The 22478-nt window shown below is 60.9% G+C and carries 20 protein-coding genes; 15 read left to right on the top strand and 5 right to left on the bottom strand.

The window, feature by feature from the left end:
• Positions 1 to 304 precede the first annotated feature (304 nt).
• The 5 genes from PPN31114_RS18615 (at position 305) to PPN31114_RS18595 (ending at position 6227) form a co-directional block, all read left to right on the top strand.
• Positions 305 to 580 (top strand): hypothetical protein, encoded by a 276-nt coding sequence (locus tag PPN31114_RS18615; protein ID WP_150680961.1) that lies wholly within the window; start codon positions 305 to 307, stop codon positions 578 to 580.
• A 457-nt stretch (positions 581 to 1037) separates the two neighbouring features.
• The gene (locus tag PPN31114_RS18610) at positions 1038 to 2960 is read left to right on the top strand and encodes a PrkA family serine protein kinase (protein WP_150680960.1); all 1923 of its coding nucleotides are present in this window, start codon (positions 1038 to 1040) and stop codon (positions 2958 to 2960) included.
• Between the two features lie 15 nt (positions 2961 to 2975).
• Positions 2976 to 4238, top strand: a complete 1263-nt coding sequence (locus tag PPN31114_RS18605) for a YeaH/YhbH family protein (RefSeq protein ID WP_150680959.1) — start codon at positions 2976 to 2978, stop codon at positions 4236 to 4238.
• A 2-nt stretch (positions 4239 to 4240) separates the two neighbouring features.
• Positions 4241 to 5788, top strand: a complete 1548-nt coding sequence (locus PPN31114_RS18600) for a SpoVR family protein (protein WP_150680958.1) — start codon at positions 4241 to 4243, stop codon at positions 5786 to 5788.
• Positions 5789 to 5807: 19 nt separating this feature from the next.
• A complete protein-coding gene (locus PPN31114_RS18595) occupies positions 5808 to 6227 on the top strand; it encodes a VOC family protein (RefSeq protein ID WP_150680957.1) in 420 nt (139 codons plus the stop codon).
• A 63-nt stretch (positions 6228 to 6290) separates the two neighbouring features.
• On the opposite strand, the gene PPN31114_RS18590 is transcribed toward PPN31114_RS18595, so the two are convergent.
• Positions 6291 to 7658 carry a GGDEF domain-containing protein gene (locus PPN31114_RS18590; RefSeq protein ID WP_150680956.1) on the bottom strand — a complete coding sequence of 456 codons (1368 nt, stop codon included), beginning with the start codon at positions 7656 to 7658 and terminating at the stop codon, positions 6291 to 6293.
• Between the two features lie 870 nt (positions 7659 to 8528).
• Here PPN31114_RS18590 and PPN31114_RS18585 point away from each other — a divergent pair.
• The 7 genes from PPN31114_RS18585 (at position 8529) to PPN31114_RS18560 (ending at position 14153) form a co-directional block, all read left to right on the top strand.
• Positions 8529 to 9263, top strand: a complete 735-nt coding sequence (locus PPN31114_RS18585; RefSeq protein WP_174988196.1) for an ABC transporter permease — start codon at positions 8529 to 8531, stop codon at positions 9261 to 9263.
• 17 nt (positions 9264 to 9280) lie between these two features.
• Positions 9281 to 10204: a glycine betaine ABC transporter substrate-binding protein gene (locus PPN31114_RS18580; protein WP_370865894.1), complete on the top strand. Its 924-nt coding sequence runs from the start codon at positions 9281 to 9283 to the stop codon at positions 10202 to 10204.
• A 52-nt stretch (positions 10205 to 10256) separates the two neighbouring features.
• Entirely contained in the window at positions 10257 to 10904 is a 648-nt protein-coding gene (locus PPN31114_RS18575; protein ID WP_150680955.1) for an ABC transporter permease, read from the top strand.
• Positions 10901 to 12100 (top strand): osmoprotectant ABC transporter ATP-binding protein OsmV, encoded by a 1200-nt coding sequence (locus PPN31114_RS18570; RefSeq protein WP_150680954.1) that lies wholly within the window; start codon positions 10901 to 10903, stop codon positions 12098 to 12100. Before PPN31114_RS18575 ends, PPN31114_RS18570 begins: the two co-directional genes overlap by 4 nt.
• A 181-nt stretch (positions 12101 to 12281) precedes the next feature.
• Positions 12282 to 13520: a mechanosensitive ion channel family protein gene (locus PPN31114_RS18565; RefSeq protein WP_150680953.1), complete on the top strand. Its 1239-nt coding sequence runs from the start codon at positions 12282 to 12284 to the stop codon at positions 13518 to 13520.
• Positions 13521 to 13683: 163 nt separating this feature from the next.
• Positions 13684 to 13815 (top strand): hypothetical protein, encoded by a 132-nt coding sequence (locus tag PPN31114_RS26560; protein ID WP_281350993.1) that lies wholly within the window; start codon positions 13684 to 13686, stop codon positions 13813 to 13815.
• Positions 13809 to 14153, top strand: a complete 345-nt coding sequence (locus PPN31114_RS18560; RefSeq protein WP_150680952.1) for a type II toxin-antitoxin system PemK/MazF family toxin — start codon at positions 13809 to 13811, stop codon at positions 14151 to 14153. Before PPN31114_RS26560 ends, PPN31114_RS18560 begins: the two co-directional genes overlap by 7 nt.
• A gap of 75 nt (positions 14154 to 14228) precedes the next feature.
• Here PPN31114_RS18560 and PPN31114_RS18555 read toward each other — a convergent pair whose 3' ends face one another.
• Together PPN31114_RS18555 and PPN31114_RS18550 are read right to left on the bottom strand one after the other, a co-directional pair.
• Positions 14229 to 15362: an alkene reductase gene (locus PPN31114_RS18555; RefSeq protein WP_150680951.1), complete on the bottom strand. Its 1134-nt coding sequence runs from the start codon at positions 15360 to 15362 to the stop codon at positions 14229 to 14231.
• 68 nt (positions 15363 to 15430) lie between these two features.
• Positions 15431 to 16717, bottom strand: coding sequence for an MFS transporter (locus PPN31114_RS18550; protein WP_150680950.1), 1287 nt, complete (start codon positions 16715 to 16717; stop codon positions 15431 to 15433).
• Between the two features lie 246 nt (positions 16718 to 16963).
• Here PPN31114_RS18550 and PPN31114_RS18545 point away from each other — a divergent pair, with 246 nt between their 5' ends.
• Positions 16964 to 17692, top strand: a complete 729-nt coding sequence (locus PPN31114_RS18545) for a TetR/AcrR family transcriptional regulator (protein ID WP_150680949.1) — start codon at positions 16964 to 16966, stop codon at positions 17690 to 17692.
• Between the two features lie 9 nt (positions 17693 to 17701).
• Here the strand turns inward: PPN31114_RS18545 and PPN31114_RS18540 are convergent, their stop codons facing one another.
• Both PPN31114_RS18540 and PPN31114_RS18535 read right to left on the bottom strand, forming a co-directional pair.
• Positions 17702 to 19330, bottom strand: coding sequence for a methyl-accepting chemotaxis protein (locus tag PPN31114_RS18540; protein WP_150680948.1), 1629 nt, complete (start codon positions 19328 to 19330; stop codon positions 17702 to 17704).
• Positions 19331 to 19544: 214 nt separating this feature from the next.
• A complete protein-coding gene (locus PPN31114_RS18535) occupies positions 19545 to 20135 on the bottom strand; it encodes a helix-turn-helix domain-containing protein (protein ID WP_150680947.1) in 591 nt (196 codons plus the stop codon).
• Positions 20136 to 20259: 124 nt separating this feature from the next.
• Between PPN31114_RS18535 and kbl the strand changes: the two genes are divergently transcribed.
• Complete coding sequence (kbl, locus tag PPN31114_RS18530) at positions 20260 to 21477, top strand: glycine C-acetyltransferase (RefSeq protein ID WP_150680946.1); 1218 nt, start codon at positions 20260 to 20262, stop codon at positions 21475 to 21477.
• Positions 21478 to 21479: 2 nt separating this feature from the next.
• Positions 21480 to 22454, top strand: a complete 975-nt coding sequence (locus PPN31114_RS18525) for an NAD-dependent epimerase/dehydratase family protein (protein ID WP_174988193.1) — start codon at positions 21480 to 21482, stop codon at positions 22452 to 22454.
• Positions 22455 to 22478: the final 24 nt, after the last annotated feature.

The raw sequence follows: 22478 nt of genomic DNA, 5'->3' as shown, positions 1-22478 counted from the left end.
CAGCCAGCGAGGCGATAGAGCCAAACGGAAAAGCGAATCATGGCGCGGGTAGGGCGGACATCACACAGATTGCAACTGTGTAATAAATGCAACAAAGTTGCATTATTGCATGAATCGTTCCCGGCGTCGCGCGCATCGCCAGAGCGCTTCGGGAGGGCTGCCGTCAGCACGACACAACGCGTTACATATCGCGGCAGCACATTTTTGCGAACCGGCGTAACATGAGTTCACGCTCGATCGACTGGCATGGTGTTCGCTTCATTCCAGAGTTCGGCAATATGCAAGGCATCGATGAGACGGCGACATGATGCGGCGCAGCGACTCACGCGCGCACGCCTTCATGCCGGCCCTGCCTGAGGAGGTTCGCCCGTTCAATCATCCGATCGTCGTTGGTTTTCCGGTTGTGGATTCATGCATCGCATGCGATCCGCACGACCTTCGCGACTTGCGCAGTCGCGTCGCTTCTCGCCGGCAAACCTCTCGTCTCGCGCCCACGGCTTCGCACGCTGCGACGTCGTCGGGCTACCCACTCTTTTTTCCAAAAATCATCGCAGCCGACGTGCTGACATTTGCTGTTTAATGCTATCGAATAAATAGGATTACTTAATAATTAGCAACGCATTACGACGTGTTACGAATGCAGGCAAACCCGAGTGCGCAATGCGTGCCGTTGCGCGTGATAATTCGCTCGAATTTTGATGTATTTCGCTTGGCATGCGCAATGCGTAGATTGCGCGGAAACCCTTGCCGGGTGCGGGTTATCGAGAATGCTTAGCGCTGCGGCAAATATCTAGCGACAGTTTTTTTGTTTGTGCATATGATGAGTTAACGGTTGCTTTTTCTAGTGACAAGTTTAAAGTCAACCTAAACCGATTTTGAGTCGTTCATGTGAGGGAGGGGACAGTGCGAAAGGTTTCGCGAACGTCGCTCCGGCATGCAGTGAGCCAGGTCGAAACCATTGCGCAGTCATCCGGGTCTTAGGCAACAGAGCGGGCATCGCGTTGCGGTGTTTTCCGATGAAGCGGGGGGTGAGGCATATGGATATTTTCAGCCACTACACGACACGTTTCGACGCACGCAAGGAAGAGGAGTACAGCATCCAGGAGTATCTGGAGATCTGTAAGAAAGACTCGACCGCGTATGCGTCGGCGGCCGAACGAATGCTGCGCGCCATCGGTGAGCCCGAGCTCATCGATACGCACCATGACCCGCGGCTCTCGCGGCTCTTCTCGAACAAGATCATCAAGATCTACCCGGCCTTCCGTGAGTTTTACGGCATGGAAGACACCATCGAGCAAATCGTCTCGTTCTTCAAACACGCCGCACAGGGGCTCGAAGAGCGCAAACAGATCCTGTATCTGCTCGGGCCTCCGGGGGGCGGCAAGTCGTCGCTGGCCGAGAAACTGAAGGCATTGATGGAAGAAGTGCCCATCTATTGCCTGAAGGGATCGCCAGTGCACGAGTCGCCTCTGGGTCTGTTCTCGCCCGAGGAAGACGGCAAGATTCTCGAAGAGGACTTCGGCATCCCGGTACGGTATCTGACAACGATTCCGTCGCCGTGGGCCACCAAGCGCCTGAACGAATTCAACGGCGACATCACCAAGTTCCGTGTGGTGAAGCTGCGTCCGTCGGTGCTGCAACAAATCGCGATCGCCAAGACCGAGCCGGGTGACGAGAACAATCAAGACATCTCGTCGCTCGTCGGCAAGGTCGATATCCGCAAACTCGAAGAATTCCCGCAGGACGATCCGGATGCTTATTCGTACTCCGGCGGCCTGTGCTTGGCCAATCGCGGCCTGCTCGAATTCGTGGAAATGTTTAAGGCGCCGATCAAGGTGCTGCACCCGTTGCTGACCGCCACGCAGGAAGGCAACTACAAGGGGACGGAAGGGTTCGGTGCGATCCCGTTCGACGGCATCGTGCTGGCTCACTCGAACGAAGCGGAGTGGCAGACTTTCAAGGGCAACCGCAACAACGAGGCTTTCCTCGATCGTATCTACATCGTGAAGGTGCCGTACTGCCTGCGCGTGACCGACGAGGTGAAGATCTACGAGAAGCTGGTGAAGAACAGTTCGCTCGCCAATGCCCCGCGCGCGCCGAACGTGCTCAAGATGCTCGCGCAGTTCGCCGTGCTCACGCGTCTGAAAGAGCCCGAGAACTCCAATGTCTTCTCCAAGGTGCGCGTCTACGACGGCGAGAACCTGAAGGACATCGACCCGAAGGCCAAGTCGTATCAGGAGTATCGCGACTACGCCGGGGTGGACGAAGGCATGACCGGCATGTCGACGCGCTTCGCCTTCAAAGTGCTCTCGAAAGTGTTCAACTTCGATAACACCGAAGTCGCGGCCAACCCAGTGCACATGCTGTATGTGCTCGAACAGCAGATCGAGCGCGAACAGTATGCGGGCGAAGTCGAGAAGCGCTATCTCGCCTATATCAAGGAGTATCTGACCGCACCGTTCGTCGAGTTCATCGGCAAGGAAATTCAGACCGCGTATCTGGAGTCGTACTCCGAGTACGGTCAGAACATCTTCGACCGCTATGTGAACTTCGCGGATCTCTGGATTCAGGATCAGGAATATCGCGATCCGAATACCGGCGAGATTCTCGATCGCACGGCGCTCAACGATGAACTGGAGAAGGTCGAGAAGCCGGCCGGTATCACGAACCCGAAGGACTTCCGCAACGAGATCGTCAACTTTGTCCTGCGCGCGCGCGCCAACAATGCGGGCAAGAATCCGCTCTGGACGAGTTACGAAAAGCTGCGGGCCGTCATTGAGAAGCGCATGTTCTCGACCACCGAGGACTTGCTGCCGGTGATCTCCTTCAATGCGAAGTCGTCCAAGGAGGACCAGGAAAAGCACGCCAACTTCGTCAACCGGATGGTGGAAAAAGGCTATACCCCGAAGCAGGTCCGCCTGCTCGTGGAATGGTACCTGCGCGTGCGCAAATCCTCGTAACCAGTCGGGGCCACTATGTCAGCGATCATCGACAGACGGCAAAACGGCAAGAACAAAAGCGCCATCAACCAGCAACGCTTTATCAAGCGCTACCGCGATCAGATTCGGCGCGCGGTAGCGAAGGCGGTGTCTGGGCGCAAGATTACCGATATCGATGGCAGCGGACAGGTCTCGATCCCGGTCAAGGACATCTCTGAGCCCTTGTTCCACCACGGGCCCGGCGGGCGGCGGGAGATGGTGCATCCCGGCAACCGCGAGTTCGTGGTGGGCGATAACTTCGAGCGTCCACCGTCGGGCGCAGGTGGCGGCGGAAGCCGCGCCAGCGATTCGGGCGAGGGCGAAGACGATTTCGTCTTCAACCTCTCTCGCGAGGAATTCCTGAAGTTCTTCTTCGAAGACATGGCCTTACCCGACCTCGCGAAACGCCGGCTCGCGCAGATTCCGGAGTTTCGCAAGGTTCGGGCGGGTTACTCCATCGACGGTACGCCGTCGAACCTGAACGTCATTCGTACGATGCGCAGCTCACTGGGCCGGCGCATCGCACTCACCGCCCCTTATCGCAAGCAGTTGCGAGAACTGGAGAGCGAGTACGCCGATGTCGTTTCGCGCGAAGGCGATACGTCGCCGCGGGCGCTCGCGCTCGCACACGAAATCACGCACCTGCGCACGCGCGTCGAAGCCATTCCGTATATCGAGAAGCTCGACCTGCGCTATTCGAACCGCATCATGCAGCCGCGCCCGCAAGCGCAGGCCGTCATGTTCTGTCTGATGGACGTGTCGGGCTCGATGGATCAGAGCCGCAAAGATCTGGCCAAGCGCTTTTTCATGCTGCTCTATCTTTTCCTGCGGCATAACTACGAGCGCATCGATTTGGTGTTGATCCGTCACCACACGACCGCGAAGGAGGTCAACGAAGACGACTTCTTCTACGCACGGGAATCGGGCGGCACGGTGGTGTCGAGTGCGCTCAAATTGATGGCGGAAGTCATCGCTGATCGCTACTCGCCGAGCGACTGGAATATCTACGGCGCGCAAGTCTCGGACGGCGACAACTGGGACGGGGACTCCCCGATCTGCCGCGACATTCTGATGCAAACGATCATGCCTGCTGTGCAGTACTTCGCGTATGTGGAAGTGGCGAGCGCGGAGCCGCAGAATTTGTGGAACGAGTACTTGTCGGTCAAGCAGCAGCATTCGAACTTCGCGATGCAACGCATCATGGAGGCCGCGGAGATTTACCCGGTGCTGCACGATTTGTTCAAGAAAAAGGCGGCCTGACGATGGCCTACATATCGACCGGATCGGAATGGACCTTCGAACTGATTCAACGCTACGAGCATGAGATCGCGCGCATTGCCGCGAACTTCAAGCTCGACACGTATCCGAATCAGATCGAGATCATCACCGCCGAGCAGATGCTCGACGCTTATGCCACCGTGGGGTTGCCGATCGGCTATCACCACTGGTCGTACGGCAAGCATTTTCTGTCGTCCGAGCGCGGCTACAAGCGCGGGCAGATGGGGCTCGCCTACGAGATCGTCATCAATTCGAGCCCTTGCATCGCGTATTTGATGGAAGAGAACAGCATGACCATGCAGGCGCTCACGATTGCGCATGCCAGCTACGGTCATAACTCGTTCTTCAAGGGCAACTACCTGTTCCGCACGTGGACCAATGCCGACGCCATCGTCGACTATCTGCTGTTCGCGCGGAACTACATCACCGAGTGCGAGCAGCGCTACGGCGAGCAATCGGTGGAGCTATTGCTCGATTCGTGCCACGCGTTGATGAACTACGGCGTCGACCGGTACAAGCGGCCTAAACGCCTGTCGCTCGCGCAGGAGCAAGCGCGCCAGAAGGAGCGCGAGAACTATCTGCAATTGCAGATCAACGATCTGTGGCGCACGTTGCCGAATCACGTGCTGCACGATGACGACGAGGACGACGGGCTCGATCCGACCGATTCCGACGAGCCGGCATTCCCGGGCGAGCCGCAGGAGAACCTGCTGTATTTCTTCGAGAAGAACGCACCGAAGCTGGCGCCGTGGCAACGCGAAATCGTGCGCATCGTGCGCAAGCTCGCGCAGTACTTCTATCCGCAACGCCAGACCAAGGTGATGAACGAGGGCTGGGCGACGTTCTGGCACTACACGATTCTCCAGCAGCTCTACAAAGAGAAACTCGTCAACGACGCGTTCATGATGGAGTTTTTGCACGCGCACACGAACGTGGTCTATCAACCGTCGTTCGATAGCCCGTATTACAGCGGCCTGAATCCGTATGCGCTTGGCTTCGCGATGTTTCAGGACATCCGCCGTATGTGCGAGGAGCCGACGGAAGAAGACCGCCTGTGGGCACCCGACATCGCGGGCAGCGACTGGATCAAGACGCTCGATTTTGCGATGCGCAACTTCAAGGACGAGAGCTTCATTCAGCAGTTTCTTTCGCCCAAGGTCATTCGCGATCTGAAGCTGTTCTCGGTGCTCGACGACGATCGCGACAGCCGCTTGCGTGTGACGGCGATTCATAACGACACCGGCTATCGCGAAATTCGCGAGATGCTGGCACAGCAATACAACCTCAGCACGCTGGAGCCGAACATTCAGGTTTCGCATGTCGATCTGCATGGCGACCGCTCGCTCACGCTGCGGCACGTGCAAAGCGACCGCAAACCGCTCGATGACGGGTTCGAGGAAGTGCTCAAGCACGTGGCGCGATTGTGGGGGTTCACGGTCAGACTCGAAACCGTGTTCGAAGACGGCCGCAGCGAGATGACCCACGAAACCAAGGTCGAAAAGCGTCGGCGCTATGCGTTGAGCGCGGCATGAGCGGGGCGACGGACGTTCGATGAAGATCCCGTTCGTCGCGCTCGATCATGTGGTGCTGCGCACGGTGGACGTTGCGCGTCTTCAACACTTCTATGTCGATGTGCTGGGCTGCACGCTGGAGAAGGTGCAGGCCGATATCGGACTCGTGCAGTTGCGCGCGGGGGATTCGTTGATCGATCTGGTCGATGTCGCCGGAACGATCGGTCGACAAGGCGGCGACGCGCCGGGGGCCGAAGGCCACAACCTCGATCACTTCTGTTTGCGCGTCGAACCGTTCGACGACGAAGCCATCCGGCAAGGGCTGGCGTCGCATGGCGTGACGTTGGGCGAAGTGGTGCAGCGGTACGGCGCCCAAGGAGAAGGGCCGTCGTGCTATCTCACCGATCCCGACGGGAATACCGTCGAACTCAAAGGGCCGCCGACACACCCGAGGCGGTAACCACGCCGCAACGTTTCCGCGCTACCAATTCAGTCGTCACCGACGTCGCTATCTAGCCCGCCACTAAGCCGCCAACTGCCCCAGCACGCTCTGATCGCGGCCCTTGTGCTTGGCTTGATAGAGCGCTTTGTCGGCCCGCTCCAGCATCGAGCTGATGACCAGCGGTTCGCCCGGATGCCACGACGCAATGCCCACGCTGATCGTGATGGCCTCGCCGTCCTCGCGTGCCTTCAGGGGCAGCAAGTCGGTACTCGCGCGCTTGACCGATTCACGAATGCGATCGGCCACGCGCAGTGCAGCATGCTGATCGATCTCCGGCAACACCACGGCAAACTCCTCCCCGCCTAGCCGCACGACGAAATCGCTCGGCAGCCGAATGCAATGCTGAATCGTGTTGGCGATGCGTTGCAGCACGGCGTCGCCGAACGGATGTCCATAGCGATCGTTGACTTGCTTGAAGAAGTCGATGTCGATGATCAGCACCGACAGCGGCGTGTTGTGCTGCTGCACGCGGTCGGCCACGATGCGGATGCGATTGTCGAAATAGCGGCGGTTGTAGATATGCGTGAGCGGATCGATGAAAACTTTCTCGACGAGATCGGTGTTCGTGAGCGCGAGCGATTGATACTGACGCGTGATTTCCCACACCAGTGCGAGCGTTGCGACACCCGGCGACGCCAGCGCGAGCAAACGCGCCGCATACCATTGATACGACGCCTCGCTGGGCGCGGTGAGTGCGAGCAGCAACTGGCACAGCGAGATGGTGACCACCACCCAAACCAGCAGAAACAACTTGTGCGACAGACGCGTGACCGCTGCGATGCGCCACCAGAGCGCGAGATAGGCGACGAACATCGCGCCCAGCGCAATCGTCTCGACATCGATGCCACCCGCGAACTTGGGTGTGACGAGCGTGCGGGCAGCGCCCACGACCGAGAGCGAAACCGTCAGCCAGATGATCAACACGGTAGCGCCGTAGCGGGCCGCTTCGGAGTAACCGGGGCGCGTATGCGGATCGCTGCGGGTGCGCGAATAGCTTCGCACGCTGATCATGACGTATGCGGCGAAACTGGCTTCCGCCACCAGCCAGAGCCAAAACGGCGCGCGCGTGATGTGCGTCGAGATGCCAGCCAGTTGATTCGCCAGCAACACACCTTGCGTGAACATAAACAGGCCGCGCAGTAAAAACGCACAGCCGAACTGGGCGAAGTAGCGCTTGCCGTTGTACAGATATTGCACACCGAGCAGACACGCCGTCGATAAATTGAGAATGCCGCCGGCGGAGACGAGAAAGAAGGTGAGCAATGGGTTCACCGCACCTTCTAAGGCGCGTGTGAGAAACCCTGCGAGGGTGAGCGCGGCACAGGCGGCGAGAATGGTCGTCGCTGCAACACGGTTGCCCTGTTCGGTACGGCTGATGGTACTTTTCATAGTTCTTATTTGCCGATCAACGCCCTCGTGCCTCGCGCACGATCGCTCTTTTACCGTTCAACCACCGCGCCCGTGACTGGCCGCCAGGTCATAGCCTCGCGTTACCGCCCCGTTTCCCCGATTTTGCGCTAAATGGTTGAAAACTAAGATAAACCTCGGAGAATACACGAGTTTTTACGGGTTGGCATCCGTTTCCAGAGCCCCCCTCCAAATTCGCCGAGAGCCTCATAAACAGGCGTGTTTCGCGGCATCGAAAACGCGTTTAGAGGGTTCCCTACTAAGTTCGGAAAATAATTCAATGCGACACACCGAACCGCTCTGCGAAACGTCGAATGTTCAATAAATGGGACATCTCCCATTGACCCGCGGAGAAGCCAGAGATGACGGGCGATTACAGCGCACGCAATTGATTCGGTATCCGATATATATGGGAGATATAGCGGCAGATAATGCGGAAATGTGCTGAATTATTGGCAGAAGTTAATGTCATGGGTTGGCATCGACGCACTATCTGTACTAGAATAAAAAAGGCCAATCGCTCTGACTGGCCAATAGAAACATAAGCGTTGCCGGTGTTCCTCGTTGCGCCGGCGATCCGTACCATCACGCAATGAGCTTGTGCAGTAAAACATTCGCGCGCTTTCAATAAGCGTGTATCGAGAGGCCCAGGCGCCCACGGCGTCGAAAGCTCGTCTCTCAAGTCGCATCACGCGACGCCTGGTTCGTCACCGTTGTCTTTCTCAGACCTTCGGAGCGAACACCTCACAATTCGCAAGGCAGCTATCAGTTGTCATGCTTGTTTGACCGCGTTGTCACGCGGGGCGATTGCTATTGCCTCGCGCCAGCGCTGCCAACCCATTCAAAGGGAGCATGAACGTGGCGAAGCAGTATCGCATTCTCTATTTGGCCGGCTTCGGACTGCTCGGTGTTGCCGCCGCAGTCACCGGTCTGGTGTATTGGCTGGGCGTCGACTCGCTCGTCAAATACCGGGGAGACCTGGTGTATTACACCCAACAGCATTTGAAGCTCGTGGCCATCTCGATGGCGATGGCGATTGCCGTCGGCGTCCCCGCGGGCGTGTTGATCTCGCGGCCGATATTCGCGAAACACGCCGAGCGCGCCGTGCAGATCTTCAACATCGGTAACACGCTGCCGTCGCTCGCCGTGCTCGCGCTTTCGATGGCAGTGCTCGGTATCGGGGACCGCCCCGCCATTCTGGCGCTGTGGCTTGCGTCGCTGCTGCCGATCGTTCGCAATGCCTACGAAGGCTTGCGGCAAGTCCCCGCGGCGTTGCGTGAGTCCGCACGCGGCATGGGCATGACGCCCGCGCAGGTGCTGTTTCGCGTGGATCTGCCCAACGCCATGCCGGTCATCATCGGCGGCATTCGTACCGCGCTCGCGATCAACGTCGGCACTGCGCCGTTGGCGTTCTTGATCGGTGCGGACAGCCTGGGTCAATTGATTTTCCCCGGCATCTATTTGAACGACCAGACGAAGTTGTTGCTCGGCGCTGCCGGCACAGCGCTGCTTGCGCTCGTGCTCGACGGCATTGTCGCCTTCGCGAGCGGCCTCTGGTTCGCACGTCACGGCGCAGCGACGCGCTAAGACAAAGGAGACCACACGTGAAGCAAGTTTTCTCTAGAACACGACTCGGCAAGCTGACGCGAAAGCTGGCAGTGACCGGGCTGGCCCTCGGCGCGATGGCACTGGGCAGTCTTGCCCACGCTGCCACGCTCACCATCGGCGGCAAGAATTTCACCGAGCAGCTCATTCTCTCGGAGATGACCGCGCAGTACTTGAAGAGCAAAGGCTACGACATCGAACTGAAGAACGGTTTGGGCAGCGTGGTGATGCGTCAAGGCATGGAGAGTAAGCAACTCGACATCGTCTGGGAATACACCGGCACGTCGCTCATCGTCTACAACAAGGTCACCGAGAAGCTCGACCCGCAACAGACCTACGAGCGTGTGAAGGAACTCGACGGCAAGATCGGCATCGTCTGGCTCAATCCGTCGGCGCTCAACAATACCTATGCGTTCGCCATGCCGGGCAAGATTGCCCGGGAAGAGGGCATCGAGACCGTCTCGCAGCTCATCGAGCGCTTCAAGGCGAATCCGAAAATGCAATTCGCCTTCGACATGGAATTCGTCGGCCGCTCGGATGGTCTCGAGCCGATGGAGCAGCTTTACGGTTTCCATCTCGAGCGCCAGAACATCAAGCAGATGGACCCGGGCCTCGTCTACACCGCCCTCAAGAACGAGCAGATCGACAGCGGTTTGGTCTACACGAGCGATGGCCGCAACAAGGGTTTCGATCTGAAGGTGCTCACCGATGACAAGGGGTTCTTCCCGGCCTATGCCGCGACCCCGGTGGTGCGTCAGGAAGTGCTCGACGCGAATCCGAAGCTGGCCGATGAGCTCAACGTTCTGGCGGCAAAGATCAACGACGACAACATGCGCGATATGAACGCGAAGGTCGACATCGAGCATAAGGGCGCGGCCCGTGTGGCGCGCGAATTCCTCGAACAGGAAGGGTTGGTGCAGTGAGGCGCTTGCCTTCTGCGCTGTGCTCCCTGACGTCACTGACTGAGGAAATCCAATGATTGAATATTTGACTCATAACTGGCACCGCATTCTGATCCTCACAGGGCAGCATGCGTGGCTGGTGGCCGCGTCGGTTGGCGCTGCCATCGTGGTTGGCGTGCCGCTGGGCGTGCTGGTCACGCGTTTTCGCTGGCTGTCGGGCGCAGTGCTCGGGTTGGCGACGGTCGTGCTCACGATCCCCTCGATCGCGTTGTTCGGCCTGATGATTCCGGTGCTCTCTGTGTATGGCATCGGTATTGGACCTGCGCCCGCTGTGGCGGCGGTCTTTCTTTACTCGCTGTTGCCGATCATGCGCAACACGTGTCTGGCGCTGCAACAGATCGATCCGAGCATTCGCGAAGCGGGCATCGGCATCGGCATGACGTTCTGGCAGCGCTTGCGTCTGGTCGAGTTGCCGCTGGCGGTGCCGGTGGTGCTGGGCGGCGTGCGCACGGCCGTTGTGATGAATATTGGCGTGATGGCCATTGGTGCCATCGTCGGTGCCGGCGGTCTCGGGGTGTTGATCACCCGCGGGATCAGCCAGAGCGATACCCGACAACTTGTCGTGGGTGCGGTCATGGTGAGTCTGCTCGCCATCGTTGCCGACACCTTGTTGCACCGCCTCCAGCGCGTGCTGACACCCAAAGGAATTCGAACCGCATGATTACACTCGACAATCTCACTAAAAGCTTCGTCCAGAAGGACGGCACGCGCGTGAACGCCGTGAACTCGGTCAGTCTCGAAGTGCCGCCGGGCGAAATCTGCGTCTTCCTCGGCCCGTCGGGCTGCGGCAAGACCACCACACTCAAGATGATCAACCGTCTGATCAAGCCGACCTCGGGCCGCATTCTGCTCAACGGCGAAGACACCGGGAAGATCAATGAAATCGAACTGCGCCGCCATATCGGCTATGTGATTCAGCAGATCGGTCTGTTCCCGAACATGACCATCGAAGAGAACATCACCGTCGTGCCGCGTCTGCTGGGCTGGGACAAGAAGCGCTGCCGCGAGCGCGCGACGGAACTGATGGCGATGGTCGCGCTCGATCCGAAGCACTATCTGTCGCGTTATCCGCGCGAGTTGTCCGGCGGTCAGCAGCAGCGTATCGGTGTGATTCGTGCGCTGGCGGCCGACCCGCCCGTGCTGCTCATGGACGAGCCGTTCGGCGCGGTCGACCCGATCAATCGCGAGTCGATTCAGAACGAGTTCTTCCAGATGCAACGCCAGTTGGGCAAGACCGTCATCATGGTCAGTCACGATATCGACGAGGCCATCAAGCTGGCCGACCGTATCGCGATCTTCCGCCAAGGGCGTCTGGTGCAATACGCGCAACCGGATGCATTGCTGGCGCGCCCGGTCGACGAATTCGTGGCGAGCTTCGTGGGTCACGACCGCATTTTGAAGCGCTTGCTGTTGGTGCGCGCAGAAGACGCCGCGACACCGCAGCCGACCGTCAAGCCGCAGACGACCCTCGCGGAAGCCTACGGCCTGATGGACGAGCTCGACACGCGCTCGTTGGTCGTGGTCGATGAGAATGCGAAGGCATTGGGGTATGTGGCGCGTCGCGATACGCGTCATGCGCAGGGTACGTGCGGCGAGCGCGTGCGCGACTTCAAGGCGTCGGCGGTGGCCAACGACAATCTGCGTGTGCTGCTCTCGCGCATGTATGAACACAACCTGGCGTCGCTGCCGGTGTTGGGCGACGACAATCAGTATCTGGGCGAAGTCACGCAGGACTCGATTGCCGACTATTTGAGTTCCGGCAAATCGCGTGGGAGCGGCGGTGGTACGATCGTTGCCCCGTCACTGCCTGGCGCGCCGAGCGTAGTGGCGAGCGTGCCGTTCGGCGCGCAGATGTAACGACGGTACGCTCACGCAGACGTGCCTTATACGCGGGCACGTCATGATGTTCGGAAATGACGGTCCTGCGGGGCCGTCATTTTTGCATTGGCGCATGGAGCATGCGCACAGTGCACACAGCGCAGGCCGTGCAGAATCTGCGGGATGCTGGGCCGATCAATCGTAGTCAAGGAGTTGCGGGATGACGTTGGATTCGATGTTGATATGGTTTGAAAATGCGCCGTGGGCGCGCATGGTCGGCGGCTTGGCGATCCTGATCGTGGCGGCGATGCTGGTGCAGGCGGTGGCGACGTTCGTGATCGTGCGCGTGGTGCGCCTCGTCGTACAGCGCACGGCGAACCGCTGGGACGACGCGCTGCTCGCGCATCGGGTTTTCCAGCGCGCGGCCCATATCCTGCCGTATCTCGTGATTCAGTTCGGGATTGCGTTGGTGCCTGATTTGCCGCCGAAGCTGGCGATCGTCATCAGCAACGTCGCGCTCGCCACGACGTTGCTCTACGCGACACTCGCCATCGCGGGGATGTTGAACGCATCGCAAGCGGTTTATGCGACGTCGGAGCATGCGCGCACGCGTTCGATCAAAGGCTACGTGCAGTTGGGCAAGATCGCGTTGTACGTGGTCGCTGCCATTGCCATTGTGGCCACCATCATCGATCGCTCGCCGTGGTTGTTGCTCTCGGGTTTGGGGGCGATGTCGGCGGTGCTTTTGCTGGTATTCAAAGACACGATCATGTCGTTCGTGGCGAGCGTGCAGCTCACGTCGAACGACATGCTGCGTGTGGGCGACTGGATCGAGATGCCGCAAGTGGGTGCCGATGGCGACGTGGTCGACATCGCATTGCACACGGTGAAGGTGCAGAACTGGGACAAGACCATCACGACGATTCCGACGTGGCGGCTGATCTCGGAGAGCTTCCGCAATTGGCGCGGGATGCAGCAGGCGGGCGGACGCCGTATCAAGCGCACGCTGTGTATCGATGCGGGCAGCGTGGGTTTTCTCGACGAAAGCGAGATTGAACGCTTATCGAAACTGCATCTGCTCGGGCCGTATTTGTCGGAGAAGCAGCGCACGATTGCGGAAGCGAACGCGGCGCTCGGCACGGCGGCGGGGGTGTTGGCGAACACGCGTCGGCTGACGAACATCGGCACGTTCCGCGCCTATGCGCTGGCGTATCTGAAGTCGCATCCGAACATTCACGAGGGCATGACGTGCATGGTGCGTTCGCTGGAGCCGTCGGCAACGGGCATTCCGGTGGAGTTGTACTGCTTCACCAACACGATCGTGTGGGCAGAGTACGAGCGCGTGCAGGGCGACGTGTTCGACCATCTGTTGGCGATCTTGCCGGAGTTCGGCCTGCGCATGTACCAGAATCCTGCGGGTGCGGATTTGTTGCGCTGGCAGGCGCAACGGGTGGCTTGATGTTGCATCGATTCTGCGCGATAGCGTGATTCTTCCGAGCAACGCATCAGGAATATTCCGGAACATTGCCATCCCTATTTACTTCGTGTTTTGCGCCTGCGACGATGCGTCTCAGCTCACACGAGATGAGCGAGCAACGGGGTAATGCAATGAGGGCAGTGCGATGGATGAAAGGGATGGTTTTGATGCCGTGATGGACGCGCCGGAAGCTGATGCAGAGGGCGCATCCGGCGATAGCGTGCTGCTTCTTGGAGAGTTCGGTAACGACTTCGACGAGGAGGAGTGGACGTGGTGAAGCGTGGCGACGTCTGGTTCGTGGTGCTAGATCCGACTGTCGGTAGCGAGATCAGAAAGACGCGTCCATGTGTAGTGGTGTCGCCTGCGCGAATGCACCAGCGGGTTCGAACGGTGATCGTTGCGCCACTCACGTCGTCCGCACGCCTAACCGGCTATCGGGTGCCGACGTGTTTCGATGGACGGCGCGGATCTGTGGTTATCGATCAGGTGAGGGCAATCGACAGGCGGCGTTTAGTGCGGCGGGTTGGCGTACTCAATCCGTCTGCGCTAAGCGATACGATGGATTGTTTGCGTGAAGCGTTTGCTGATGATGACCGAAACGAGTCCATGCATTGAATCAGCACAAAGAAGGGCTCCCGCAGGAGCCCTTCTTTTATTGCCGCTGATTTGGCAACCGATATTGCCGCAACCTTACGCCACCGACTCGTCCAACGTCGGATAGTCCACGTAACCGCGGGCGTCGCCGCCGTAGAGCGTGTCACGATCGAGCGGGTTGAACGGGCCGCCGCGCTTGAGGCGTTCCACCAGATCGGGGTTGGCGATGAACGGCTTGCCGAAGGCGATCAGGTCCGCCAAATTGTCCTTGCGAGCCTCGATGGCCAGCGCCAGGTCATAGCCGTTGTTGGCCATGTACGTGCCGTTGAAAATGCGGCGCAGCTTTTGCAAATCGAAGCCGTCGGCCACTTCACGCGGACCGCCCGTCGCACCTTCCACCACGTGCAGATACACAAGGTTGAAGCGGTTCAGTTGCTCTACGGCGTACGTGAACACCGGTTCCGGGTTGCTGTCGCCGCAATCGTTCGCCGGGCTAATCGGCGAGAGGCGGATGCCCACGCGATCGCCGCCCCAAACATCGACCACCGCCTGCGTCACTTCCAGCACCAGACGCACGCGGTTCTCGATGCTGCCGCCGTACTGGTCGGTGCGATGGTTCGTCTTATCGCGCATGAACTGGTCGAGCAGATAGCCGTTCGCCGCGTGAATTTCCACACCGTCGAAACCAGCGCGCTTGGCGCACTCGGCCGCATGACGATACTGCTCGACGATGCCCGGAATTTCGGACGTCTCAAGCGCACGCGGCGTCGGGTGCGGCTCGAAGCCATGTTCGGTGAATGCCTTGCCTGCCGGTTGAATCGCCGAAGGCGCGACCGGCAAAGCACCGCCAGATTGCAGCGATGGGTGCGAGATGCGGCCCACGTGCCAGAGCTGGCAGAAGATCTTGCCGCCCTTGGCGTGCAGCGCATCGTTCACCTTCTTCCAGCCAGCGACTTGCTCGTCGGTGTAAATGCCGGGGGTGAACGCGTAGCCTTTGCCTTGCTGCGAAATATTGGTGGCCTCGCTGATGATGAGACCAGCCGACGCGCGTTGCGCGTAGTACTCGGCGACCAGCGGTCCCGGCACATCGCCGGCACCGGCGCGGCTGCGGGTCAGCGGCGCCATCACGACGCGATTGCTCAGTTCGAGCGGGCCGAGCGTGTACGGCGAAAACAAGTCCGTATCGAGCGCGGAAAGGGGGGAGAGGGGAGTCGCTTGGGAATCCGTCATTGCTGAAGATCCTGTGAAAGTTGGGGGTTGCTGTGCTGCACAAAAACCTGCACAGGTTAAGACAATTTTTAAGCGCTTGCAGGGGCCGCACTCGTCGGGGCACGGCGAGCAATCCGCAGCACCATGAACGCGCCGATGATGCACACGCCGCCCGAGAGCATCGACGCCATCGTGTAGTTGCCCAGCGTGGCCCGCAGCGAACCGGCGACCAGTGCCGCCGTGGCTGCACCAAGCTGGTGCCCGGCCACGATCCAGCCGAATACGATCGGAGCCATGGTCTTGCCGAACACGTCGGTCGTCAGACGCACCGTCGGCGGCACCGTGGCAATCCAGTCGAGGCCATAGAACAGCGCAAACAGCGGCAAGCCGAAGAAGTCGAAGCCGAACGCATAGGGCAGGTAAATGAGCGACAAGCCGCGCAGCCCGTAGTACCAGAACAGCAGCACGCGGCTGTTATAGCGGTCGGACAACCAGCCCGAGAGCGTCGTGCCCACGAGATCGAGCATGCCCATGGCGGCGAGAATGCCCGCGCCCTTGACCTCGGAGATGCCATAGTCGCCGCACATCGCGATGAAGTGCGTGCCGATGTACCCGTTGGTGCTGGCACCGCAGATGAAGAAGCTGAAGAACAGCAGCCAGAAATCGCGCTTGCCCGCCGCCATGCGCAGCACCGACAACGCGTGCGCCAACGGGTTGCCTTGGGCGAGCGGCACGTCAGGTGAATCGGCCGGTGCGCCGACCGGACGCAGGCCGACGGAACCCGGGCGCTCAGGTACCAAAAACGCGACCAGCGGCAGCACCAGGGCGGCGACCACGGCGACGATCAACACAACCGGACGCCAGCCGTAACGCTCGGTGATCGCGGCCATCATCGGCAGAAACACCATTTGCCCGGTCGCGGAACTGGCCGTGAGAATGCCCATGGCCAAGCCGCGGTGCGTATGGAACCAGCGGTTCGAGACCGTCGCCGCGAGCGTGACGGCCGCCACACCCGTGCCGCCGCCGACCATGACGCCCCAGATCAGAATCATCTGCCACGGCGCGGTCATCAACGAGGAAAGTGCGGTGCCCGAGGCCAGCAGCAACAAGGCCACCATCACCGTCGGGCGGATGCCGAAGCGCTGCATCGCCGCAGCGGCAAACGGGCCGGTCAGCCCGTACAGTGCGAGATTCACCGAAATGGCCAGCGACACCGTGGCGCGGCTCCAGCCGAAGTCGTGCTCCAGCGGCACCATCATCACACTGGGCGTGGCGCGAATGCCCGCCGAGGCCAGCAGGACGAGGAAAATGACACCCACGACGATCCACCCGTAGTGGAAATGGCCGTTGATGCGTCTTGCAATGGCTGCCTTCATGGCGGGAATCCTTGCGGCTCCGGGGGACCGCGTCACAATGTCGGGAACGTTGGCTGGTGCCGTGCTGTCTATGCCGAATAGTCGGTTGTGACTGCTCGGTAACATGAGGTTGCCATGTTATGAACCGATCGGTAACATGTCAAGCATTCCTTTGTGACGGCAGGGGCATTGCGCGACCCGCATTGGTCGACTCTTATGGGCGCGGCCCCCGCATGTTGCAAATCATAGAATCAGGAGCGCCAGCAAATGGCCAAATCGATAGCCCGGGATCCTTCGCAAGCCGCCACGTCAGCCGCACCGGACGACAAGGCGGCGTCGCCTGCCCGCGCTCGCAAGACTGCATTAAGCGCGACAACACGCGCGGCCAAGGGCGGCGGTCGGCATGTGACGCCGGCGCCAGTGGCGCAGCAATATTTGCTCAACGCCGCAGTGGAACTGTTTCACACGGAAGGGGTGCGCGCGGTGGGGGTGGATGCCGTCGTCAAGCGCGCGGGCGTCAACAAGATGTGTCTGTATCGTCAGTTCGCGTCGAAGGACGAGTTGATCCTCGCGTATCTGGACGAAATGCAGACGTGCAGCCTCCAGCGCATTGACGAAAGCATCGCGCGCCGTCCGGGCGAGCCGGGCGCGCAGTTGCTGCAAATCTTCGTGGATTTATCCGAGCGCGCCAGCCATCCCGGCTATCGCGGTTGCCCGTTCGTGAACGTGGCGGCCGAGTTTCCGGACCCGGAGCATCCCGCCCGTAAGTCGGTGGTGAACTACAAGGCAGAAGTCGTGCGCCGGTTCACCGAGTTAGCGACCGCCGCGGGGCTGGATGAGCCCGCACCGTTGGTGGATGCGCTGTCGCTGGTGCTGGAAGGGGCGTACGCCGCGAGCCAGACATTCGGCCCGGGGTCGGCCCCATTGCGGGTGCTGCCCACGGTCGCGGGGCAGATTATCGACGCGGCGCTGGCGAAGGTCACTTCGCCAGCTTAAGGAAGCACGTTATGCGGCCAAACGCTGCATGGCCACCGACGCAGTACCGCTGCGAATCGGGCTGGCGCTCGATGCCGCATCGGCAAACTCCCCGTTCGACATACGGAAGGCCGCGACCGCAGCGTCGAGCTGCCGGGCCTGATCTTCCATCGAGGCCGCCGCTGCGGCGGCCTGTTCCACCAGCGCGGCGTTCTGCTGCGTGACTTCATCCATCTGCGTGACCGCACGGCCGACTTGTTCGATGCCGTGGCTCTGCTCGTTCGAGGCGGCTGAAATCTCGCCCATGATGTCGGTCACGCGCCGCACGGCTTGCACCACGTCGTGCATCGTCTGGCCCGCTTGCGCGACGAGGATCGAGCCGTCCTGCACGCGGCCGTTCGACGCTTCGATCAGTTCCTTGATTTCCTTCGCCGCGGCGGCGCTGCGTTGGGCAAGCGTGCGCACTTCACCGGCCACGACCGCAAAGCCTCGGCCCTGCTCGCCGGCGCGGGCGGCTTCCACCGCCGCATTCAACGCAAGAATGTTCGTCTGGAACGCGATGCCGTCGATCACGCTGATGATGTCGACCACCTTGTTCGAACTCTGCGAAATGCCTTCCATCGTGGCGACGACCTGATCGACCACTTGTCCGCCGCGCACTGCGATGGACGAGGCGTTCTCGGCAAGCTGGCTCGCCTGACGGGCGTTATCGGCGTTCTGGCGCACGGTCGAGGTCAATTGCTCCATCGACGAGGCCGTTTCTTCGAGCGCCGCTGCCTGTTGCTCCGTGCGGGCCGACAAATCGGTATTGCCTTCGGCGATTTCGCGCGAGGCCAAGGTAATCGCGCTGGTCCCCCCGCGAATGCGCCCGATCATCTGTTGCAGATTCCCCTGCATGCGCTGCATGGCGTAGAGCAGGCTCGCCCGGTCGCCCTGACGCAGTTTGACTTGCGTGAGCAGATCGCCATCGGCAATGCGCGACGCGATGTCGGCGGCGTACTCAGGCTCGCCGCCCAGACTGTCGCGGACATTGCGAATGATGAGCAGCATTACGGCCGAGACTGCCAGCCCGATGATCGCGAGAATCACCCCCCAGCGCACCAGTGCACCGACGAACGCGGCATTGATGTCGTCGACGTAGACGCCGGTCGTCAGGTACCAGTCCCACGGGGTGTAGGCCCCGACACGGCTAATCTTCTCGACAGGTTTTTCCGAGCCCGGCTTGGGCCACAGGTAGGTAACGAAGGGATCATCGGTGCGGGCGGCCGCCACGATGTCGGAGAACATGAGCTTGCCCGACGGATCGCGGAACTGGCTCATGTCGCGGCCTTCGAGCTTCGGATTGACCGAGTTCAGCACGATGACGCGCTGCGAGTTCAAGATACCGAAATAGTTGTCGCCGTCGTAACGGATCGCACCGATCTGCTCGCGGGCGAGCTTTTGCGCATCGGGCACCGTCATTTCGCCGCGCTCGGCACGCTCGGCGTAGTGCTTCACGAGACTCAGGCCCGAATCGACCACGTGCGTGAGGCCTGCACGGCGCTCGCTGAGCATCGTATTGCGCTGGGCCCAGGCGCCCCACACGGCCATGACCAGCAAGCTGATCCACATCAATCCGACAGCTGACCACAACTTCGCATTCAAACTCAATCGCTGCATGACTTCGTCATCCCCACTCGTTCCGCTCAAATTCCACGCGATCGCGCGCGCTGGCGGCGGCCACCCGTGGCGTATGGGTACGCCCGGGCGGTCCGGTTGTGTATTGGTTATCAGTGCCCCTGATGAAGACACCGACCGAAGGTGTGGTAACGGCAGTCTGGCGGCGGACTTGAGCGCGAGATTGTGGAGATATTGGGGATCGTATTGGGGATCGTTAGCCGTGAATGACCACGAGTAGCCCGCGCGCCACTGACTTGCCCGCGTTACGGATCGCGTGAGCGCGATCGGCGGGATAGCGAGCCGTCTCGCCGGGTTTCGCGCGGCGCACGAAGTGTTCGACTTCGATGTCGACCTGTCCGTCGAACACGGTGAAGTGCTCGCGAGTGCCCGGGTCGTGGGGTTCGGAGACGAGAGCGGCGCCCGGCTGAAGTGTGAGCTCGTACCACTCGTATTTGCCCGCGAGCTCCATCGGCCCGAGGATTTTCAACTGATAGGCATGCTCTGCCCCGGCCAGCGTCGGGATCTCGTGCTTGCCGATGACGCGCACCGGTTCGGGGTCACCGGTCGGCGCGCCGAGCAACTGATCGAGCCGCACGCCCAGCGCGTTGGACAGCCGCCAGGCCACGGCAATCGTCGGGTTGGCCTTGTCGCGCTCGATCTGCGAGAGCATCGACTTCGAGACGCCGGAGGCGCGCGAGAGCGTCTCGAGCGTCATGCCGCGCTCCTTGCGCAGTTGCTGAATCATGTCGCCCACCGGCGGCGGTGCGGTCGGCACGGTGGCGGGCGTTGCGGGGATGCTTGCCATATTCTTTCCGGGATATTAGAATTTTTCGATATATTGAAATTTGTTCAATATAAAGTATAGTTTCCGCTAAGGTGAATGCCTGCATGGTAGCAGAGCACACGCACCGCCCGAGGAGAAGCACACGATGACCGCACACACCCCGGAAGCCCGCGAGGGTTTCTATCAGCAACTGACCGAACGACTCGAAGACACGCGCCGCCAAGGCCTTTTCAAGCAGGAACGCGTGCTCATGTCGCGGCAGGGGCCGGAGGTCATGTGCGACGACGGGGTGACCCGCATCAATCTCTGCGCGAACAACTATCTGGGCTTGTCGGGCAGCGAATCGCTGGTCAAAGCTGGCCAGAAGGCGCTTGAGGACTTCGGTTTCGGCCTGTCGTCGGTGCGTTTCATCTGCGGCACGCAAGGCCCGCACAAGGAACTCGAAGCGCGCATTGCCGCATATCTCGGGACCGAAGACGCCATCCTCTATGCGGCGGCGTTCGACGCGAACGGCGGTGTGTTCGAACCGCTGTTCGACGAGCAAGACGCCATCATTTCCGACGCGCTGAATCACGCTTCCATCATCGACGGCGTGCGTCTTTGTAAGGCGCAACGTCTGCGCTACGCGCACAACGATATGGAAGACCTCGAGCGCCAATTGCAAGCGGCTGCCGGGGCGCGTCATCGCATCATCGTCACCGACGGTGTGTTCTCGATGGACGGCACGATCGCCCAGCTCGACCGCATTGTGGCGCTGGCTGAGCAATACGGCGCGCTCATCATGATCGACGAATGTCATGCCACGGGCTTCATGGGCGCGACGGGGCGCGGCACGCACGAACATCACGGCGTGATCGGCAAGATCGACATCATTACGGGCACGCTGGGCAAGGCGCTGGGCGGCGCGATGGGCGGTTTCACCGCGGGTCGTCGCGAAGTCATCGAGACGCTGCGTCAGCGCTCGCGCCCCTATCTCTTTTCGAACAGTCTGGCCCCGGCCATCGTGGGCACGTCGCTGGCGGTGTTCGACGAACTTGAACACTCGTCGGCCCGCCGCGAGCAACTGCATGAGAACACGGCGTTTTTCCGCCGCGAAGTGGCCGCCCTAGGTTTCACCATCAAGCCGGGCACGCACCCGATCGTGCCGGTCATGTTGTTCGACGCCACGCTGGCGCAAAGCTTCGCGCAACGCCTCTTTGAACTCGGCGTGATCGCGACGGGCTTCTTCTATCCGGTGGTGCCGCAGGGGCAGGCGCGCGTGCGCGTGCAACTCTCGGCGGCCCACACGCGTGAGCACCTCACGCGCGCGCTGGCCGCCTTTGCGCAGGCTGGTAACGAACTCGGCATTCTCAAGCAAGGTTGAACATGGAACGCATCCTCATCATCGGCGCCAACGGGCAAATCGGCAGCGAACTCGTCGAAGCCCTCGCCGCGCAGTACGGCAACGAGAATGTCGTCGCGACCGATATCGCGCCGGGACCGTCGCGTCATCCGGTGCATTACGAAACGCTCGACGTGCTCGATGCGCCCCGTTTGGCGGCGCTCGTCGAGCGCTTCGGCATCACGCAGATCTTCCATCTGGCGGCGCTGCTCTCGGCCACGGGCGAAACCCGTCCGCTGCAAGCGTGGACGCTCAACATGAACGGGCTGCTCAACGTGCTGGAACTCGCTCGCGAGCACCAGTCGCGCAAGGGCCTGCGCGTGTTCTGGCCGTCGTCGATTGCCGCGTTCGGCCCGCACACGCCCGCCGTGGAAACGCCGCAACTGGCGATCATGGATCCGACCACGATGTACGGCATTAGCAAGCAGGCCGGTGAGCGGCTGTGCGAGTACTACCACGCGAAGTTTGGGGTGGACGTGCGCAGCCTGCGCTACCCCGGTGTTATCAGCTACAAGACGCCGCCGGGCGGCGGCACGACCGACTACGCCATCGATATCTTCCAGTCGGCGCGCCGTGGCGAGACGTACACGTGCTTCCTGAAGGAAGACGCCACGCTGCCCATGATTTATATGCCTGACGCCGTGCGTGCCACGCTCGAGCTGATGAATGCCGACGCCTCGCGTCTGCGCGTGCGCTCGTCGTATAACGTGGCGGGGGTCAGTTTCGATCCGGCGACGCTGGCCGAGGCGATTGCACGCCGCGTGCCGGGTTTCACGGTGAAGTACGCGCCGGACTTCCGTCAGGCGATTGCCGAGACGTGGCCGCACACGCTCGACGACACGCATGCGCGCTACGACTGGGGCTGGAAGCCCGCGTACGGTCTGGATGCGATGGTCGAGGATATGCTCGCAAACGTACCCCTCGACTGGCATGCACCGGTCTTGGGAAACGCCGCCTGAGGCGTCATCGGGGACAGGAGCGCC

The sequence above is a fragment of the Pandoraea pneumonica genome (assembly GCF_902459645.1).
In the GTDB taxonomy this organism is placed as follows: domain Bacteria; phylum Pseudomonadota; class Gammaproteobacteria; order Burkholderiales; family Burkholderiaceae; genus Pandoraea; species Pandoraea pneumonica.
The sequence above is the reverse complement of the archived record's forward strand: the minus strand, read 5'-3'. Positions and strand labels throughout refer to the sequence as shown.

Bases quoted from the DNA above. Each gene is read 5' to 3' on its own strand.
- PPN31114_RS18615 (WP_150680961.1), top strand. From the start codon at position 305: ATGATGCGGCGCAGCGACTCACGCGCGCACGCCTTCATGCCGGCCCTG.
- PPN31114_RS18595 (WP_150680957.1), top strand. From the start codon at position 5,808: ATGAAGATCCCGTTCGTCGCGCTCGATCATGTGGTGCTGCGCACGGTG.
- PPN31114_RS18575 (WP_150680955.1), top strand. From the start codon at position 10,257: ATGATTGAATATTTGACTCATAACTGGCACCGCATTCTGATCCTCACA.
- PPN31114_RS18590 (WP_150680956.1), bottom strand. From the start codon at position 7,658: ATGAAAAGTACCATCAGCCGTACCGAACAGGGCAACCGTGTTGCAGCG.
- PPN31114_RS18535 (WP_150680947.1), bottom strand. From the start codon at position 20,135: ATGGCAAGCATCCCCGCAACGCCCGCCACCGTGCCGACCGCACCGCCG.
- PPN31114_RS18585 (WP_174988196.1), top strand. From the start codon at position 8,529: ATGAACGTGGCGAAGCAGTATCGCATTCTCTATTTGGCCGGCTTCGGA.
- PPN31114_RS18555 (WP_150680951.1), bottom strand. From the start codon at position 15,362: ATGACGGATTCCCAAGCGACTCCCCTCTCCCCCCTTTCCGCGCTCGAT.
- PPN31114_RS18565 (WP_150680953.1), top strand. From the start codon at position 12,282: ATGACGTTGGATTCGATGTTGATATGGTTTGAAAATGCGCCGTGGGCG.
- PPN31114_RS18570 (WP_150680954.1), top strand. From the start codon at position 10,901: ATGATTACACTCGACAATCTCACTAAAAGCTTCGTCCAGAAGGACGGC.
- PPN31114_RS18540 (WP_150680948.1), bottom strand. From the start codon at position 19,330: ATGCAGCGATTGAGTTTGAATGCGAAGTTGTGGTCAGCTGTCGGATTG.
- PPN31114_RS26560 (WP_281350993.1), top strand. From the start codon at position 13,684: ATGGATGAAAGGGATGGTTTTGATGCCGTGATGGACGCGCCGGAAGCT.
- PPN31114_RS18610 (WP_150680960.1), top strand. From the start codon at position 1,038: ATGGATATTTTCAGCCACTACACGACACGTTTCGACGCACGCAAGGAA.
- kbl (WP_150680946.1), top strand. From the start codon at position 20,260: ATGACCGCACACACCCCGGAAGCCCGCGAGGGTTTCTATCAGCAACTG.
- PPN31114_RS18550 (WP_150680950.1), bottom strand. From the start codon at position 16,717: ATGAAGGCAGCCATTGCAAGACGCATCAACGGCCATTTCCACTACGGG.
- PPN31114_RS18545 (WP_150680949.1), top strand. From the start codon at position 16,964: ATGGCCAAATCGATAGCCCGGGATCCTTCGCAAGCCGCCACGTCAGCC.
- PPN31114_RS18525 (WP_174988193.1), top strand. From the start codon at position 21,480: ATGGAACGCATCCTCATCATCGGCGCCAACGGGCAAATCGGCAGCGAA.
- PPN31114_RS18600 (WP_150680958.1), top strand. From the start codon at position 4,241: ATGGCCTACATATCGACCGGATCGGAATGGACCTTCGAACTGATTCAA.
- PPN31114_RS18605 (WP_150680959.1), top strand. From the start codon at position 2,976: ATGTCAGCGATCATCGACAGACGGCAAAACGGCAAGAACAAAAGCGCC.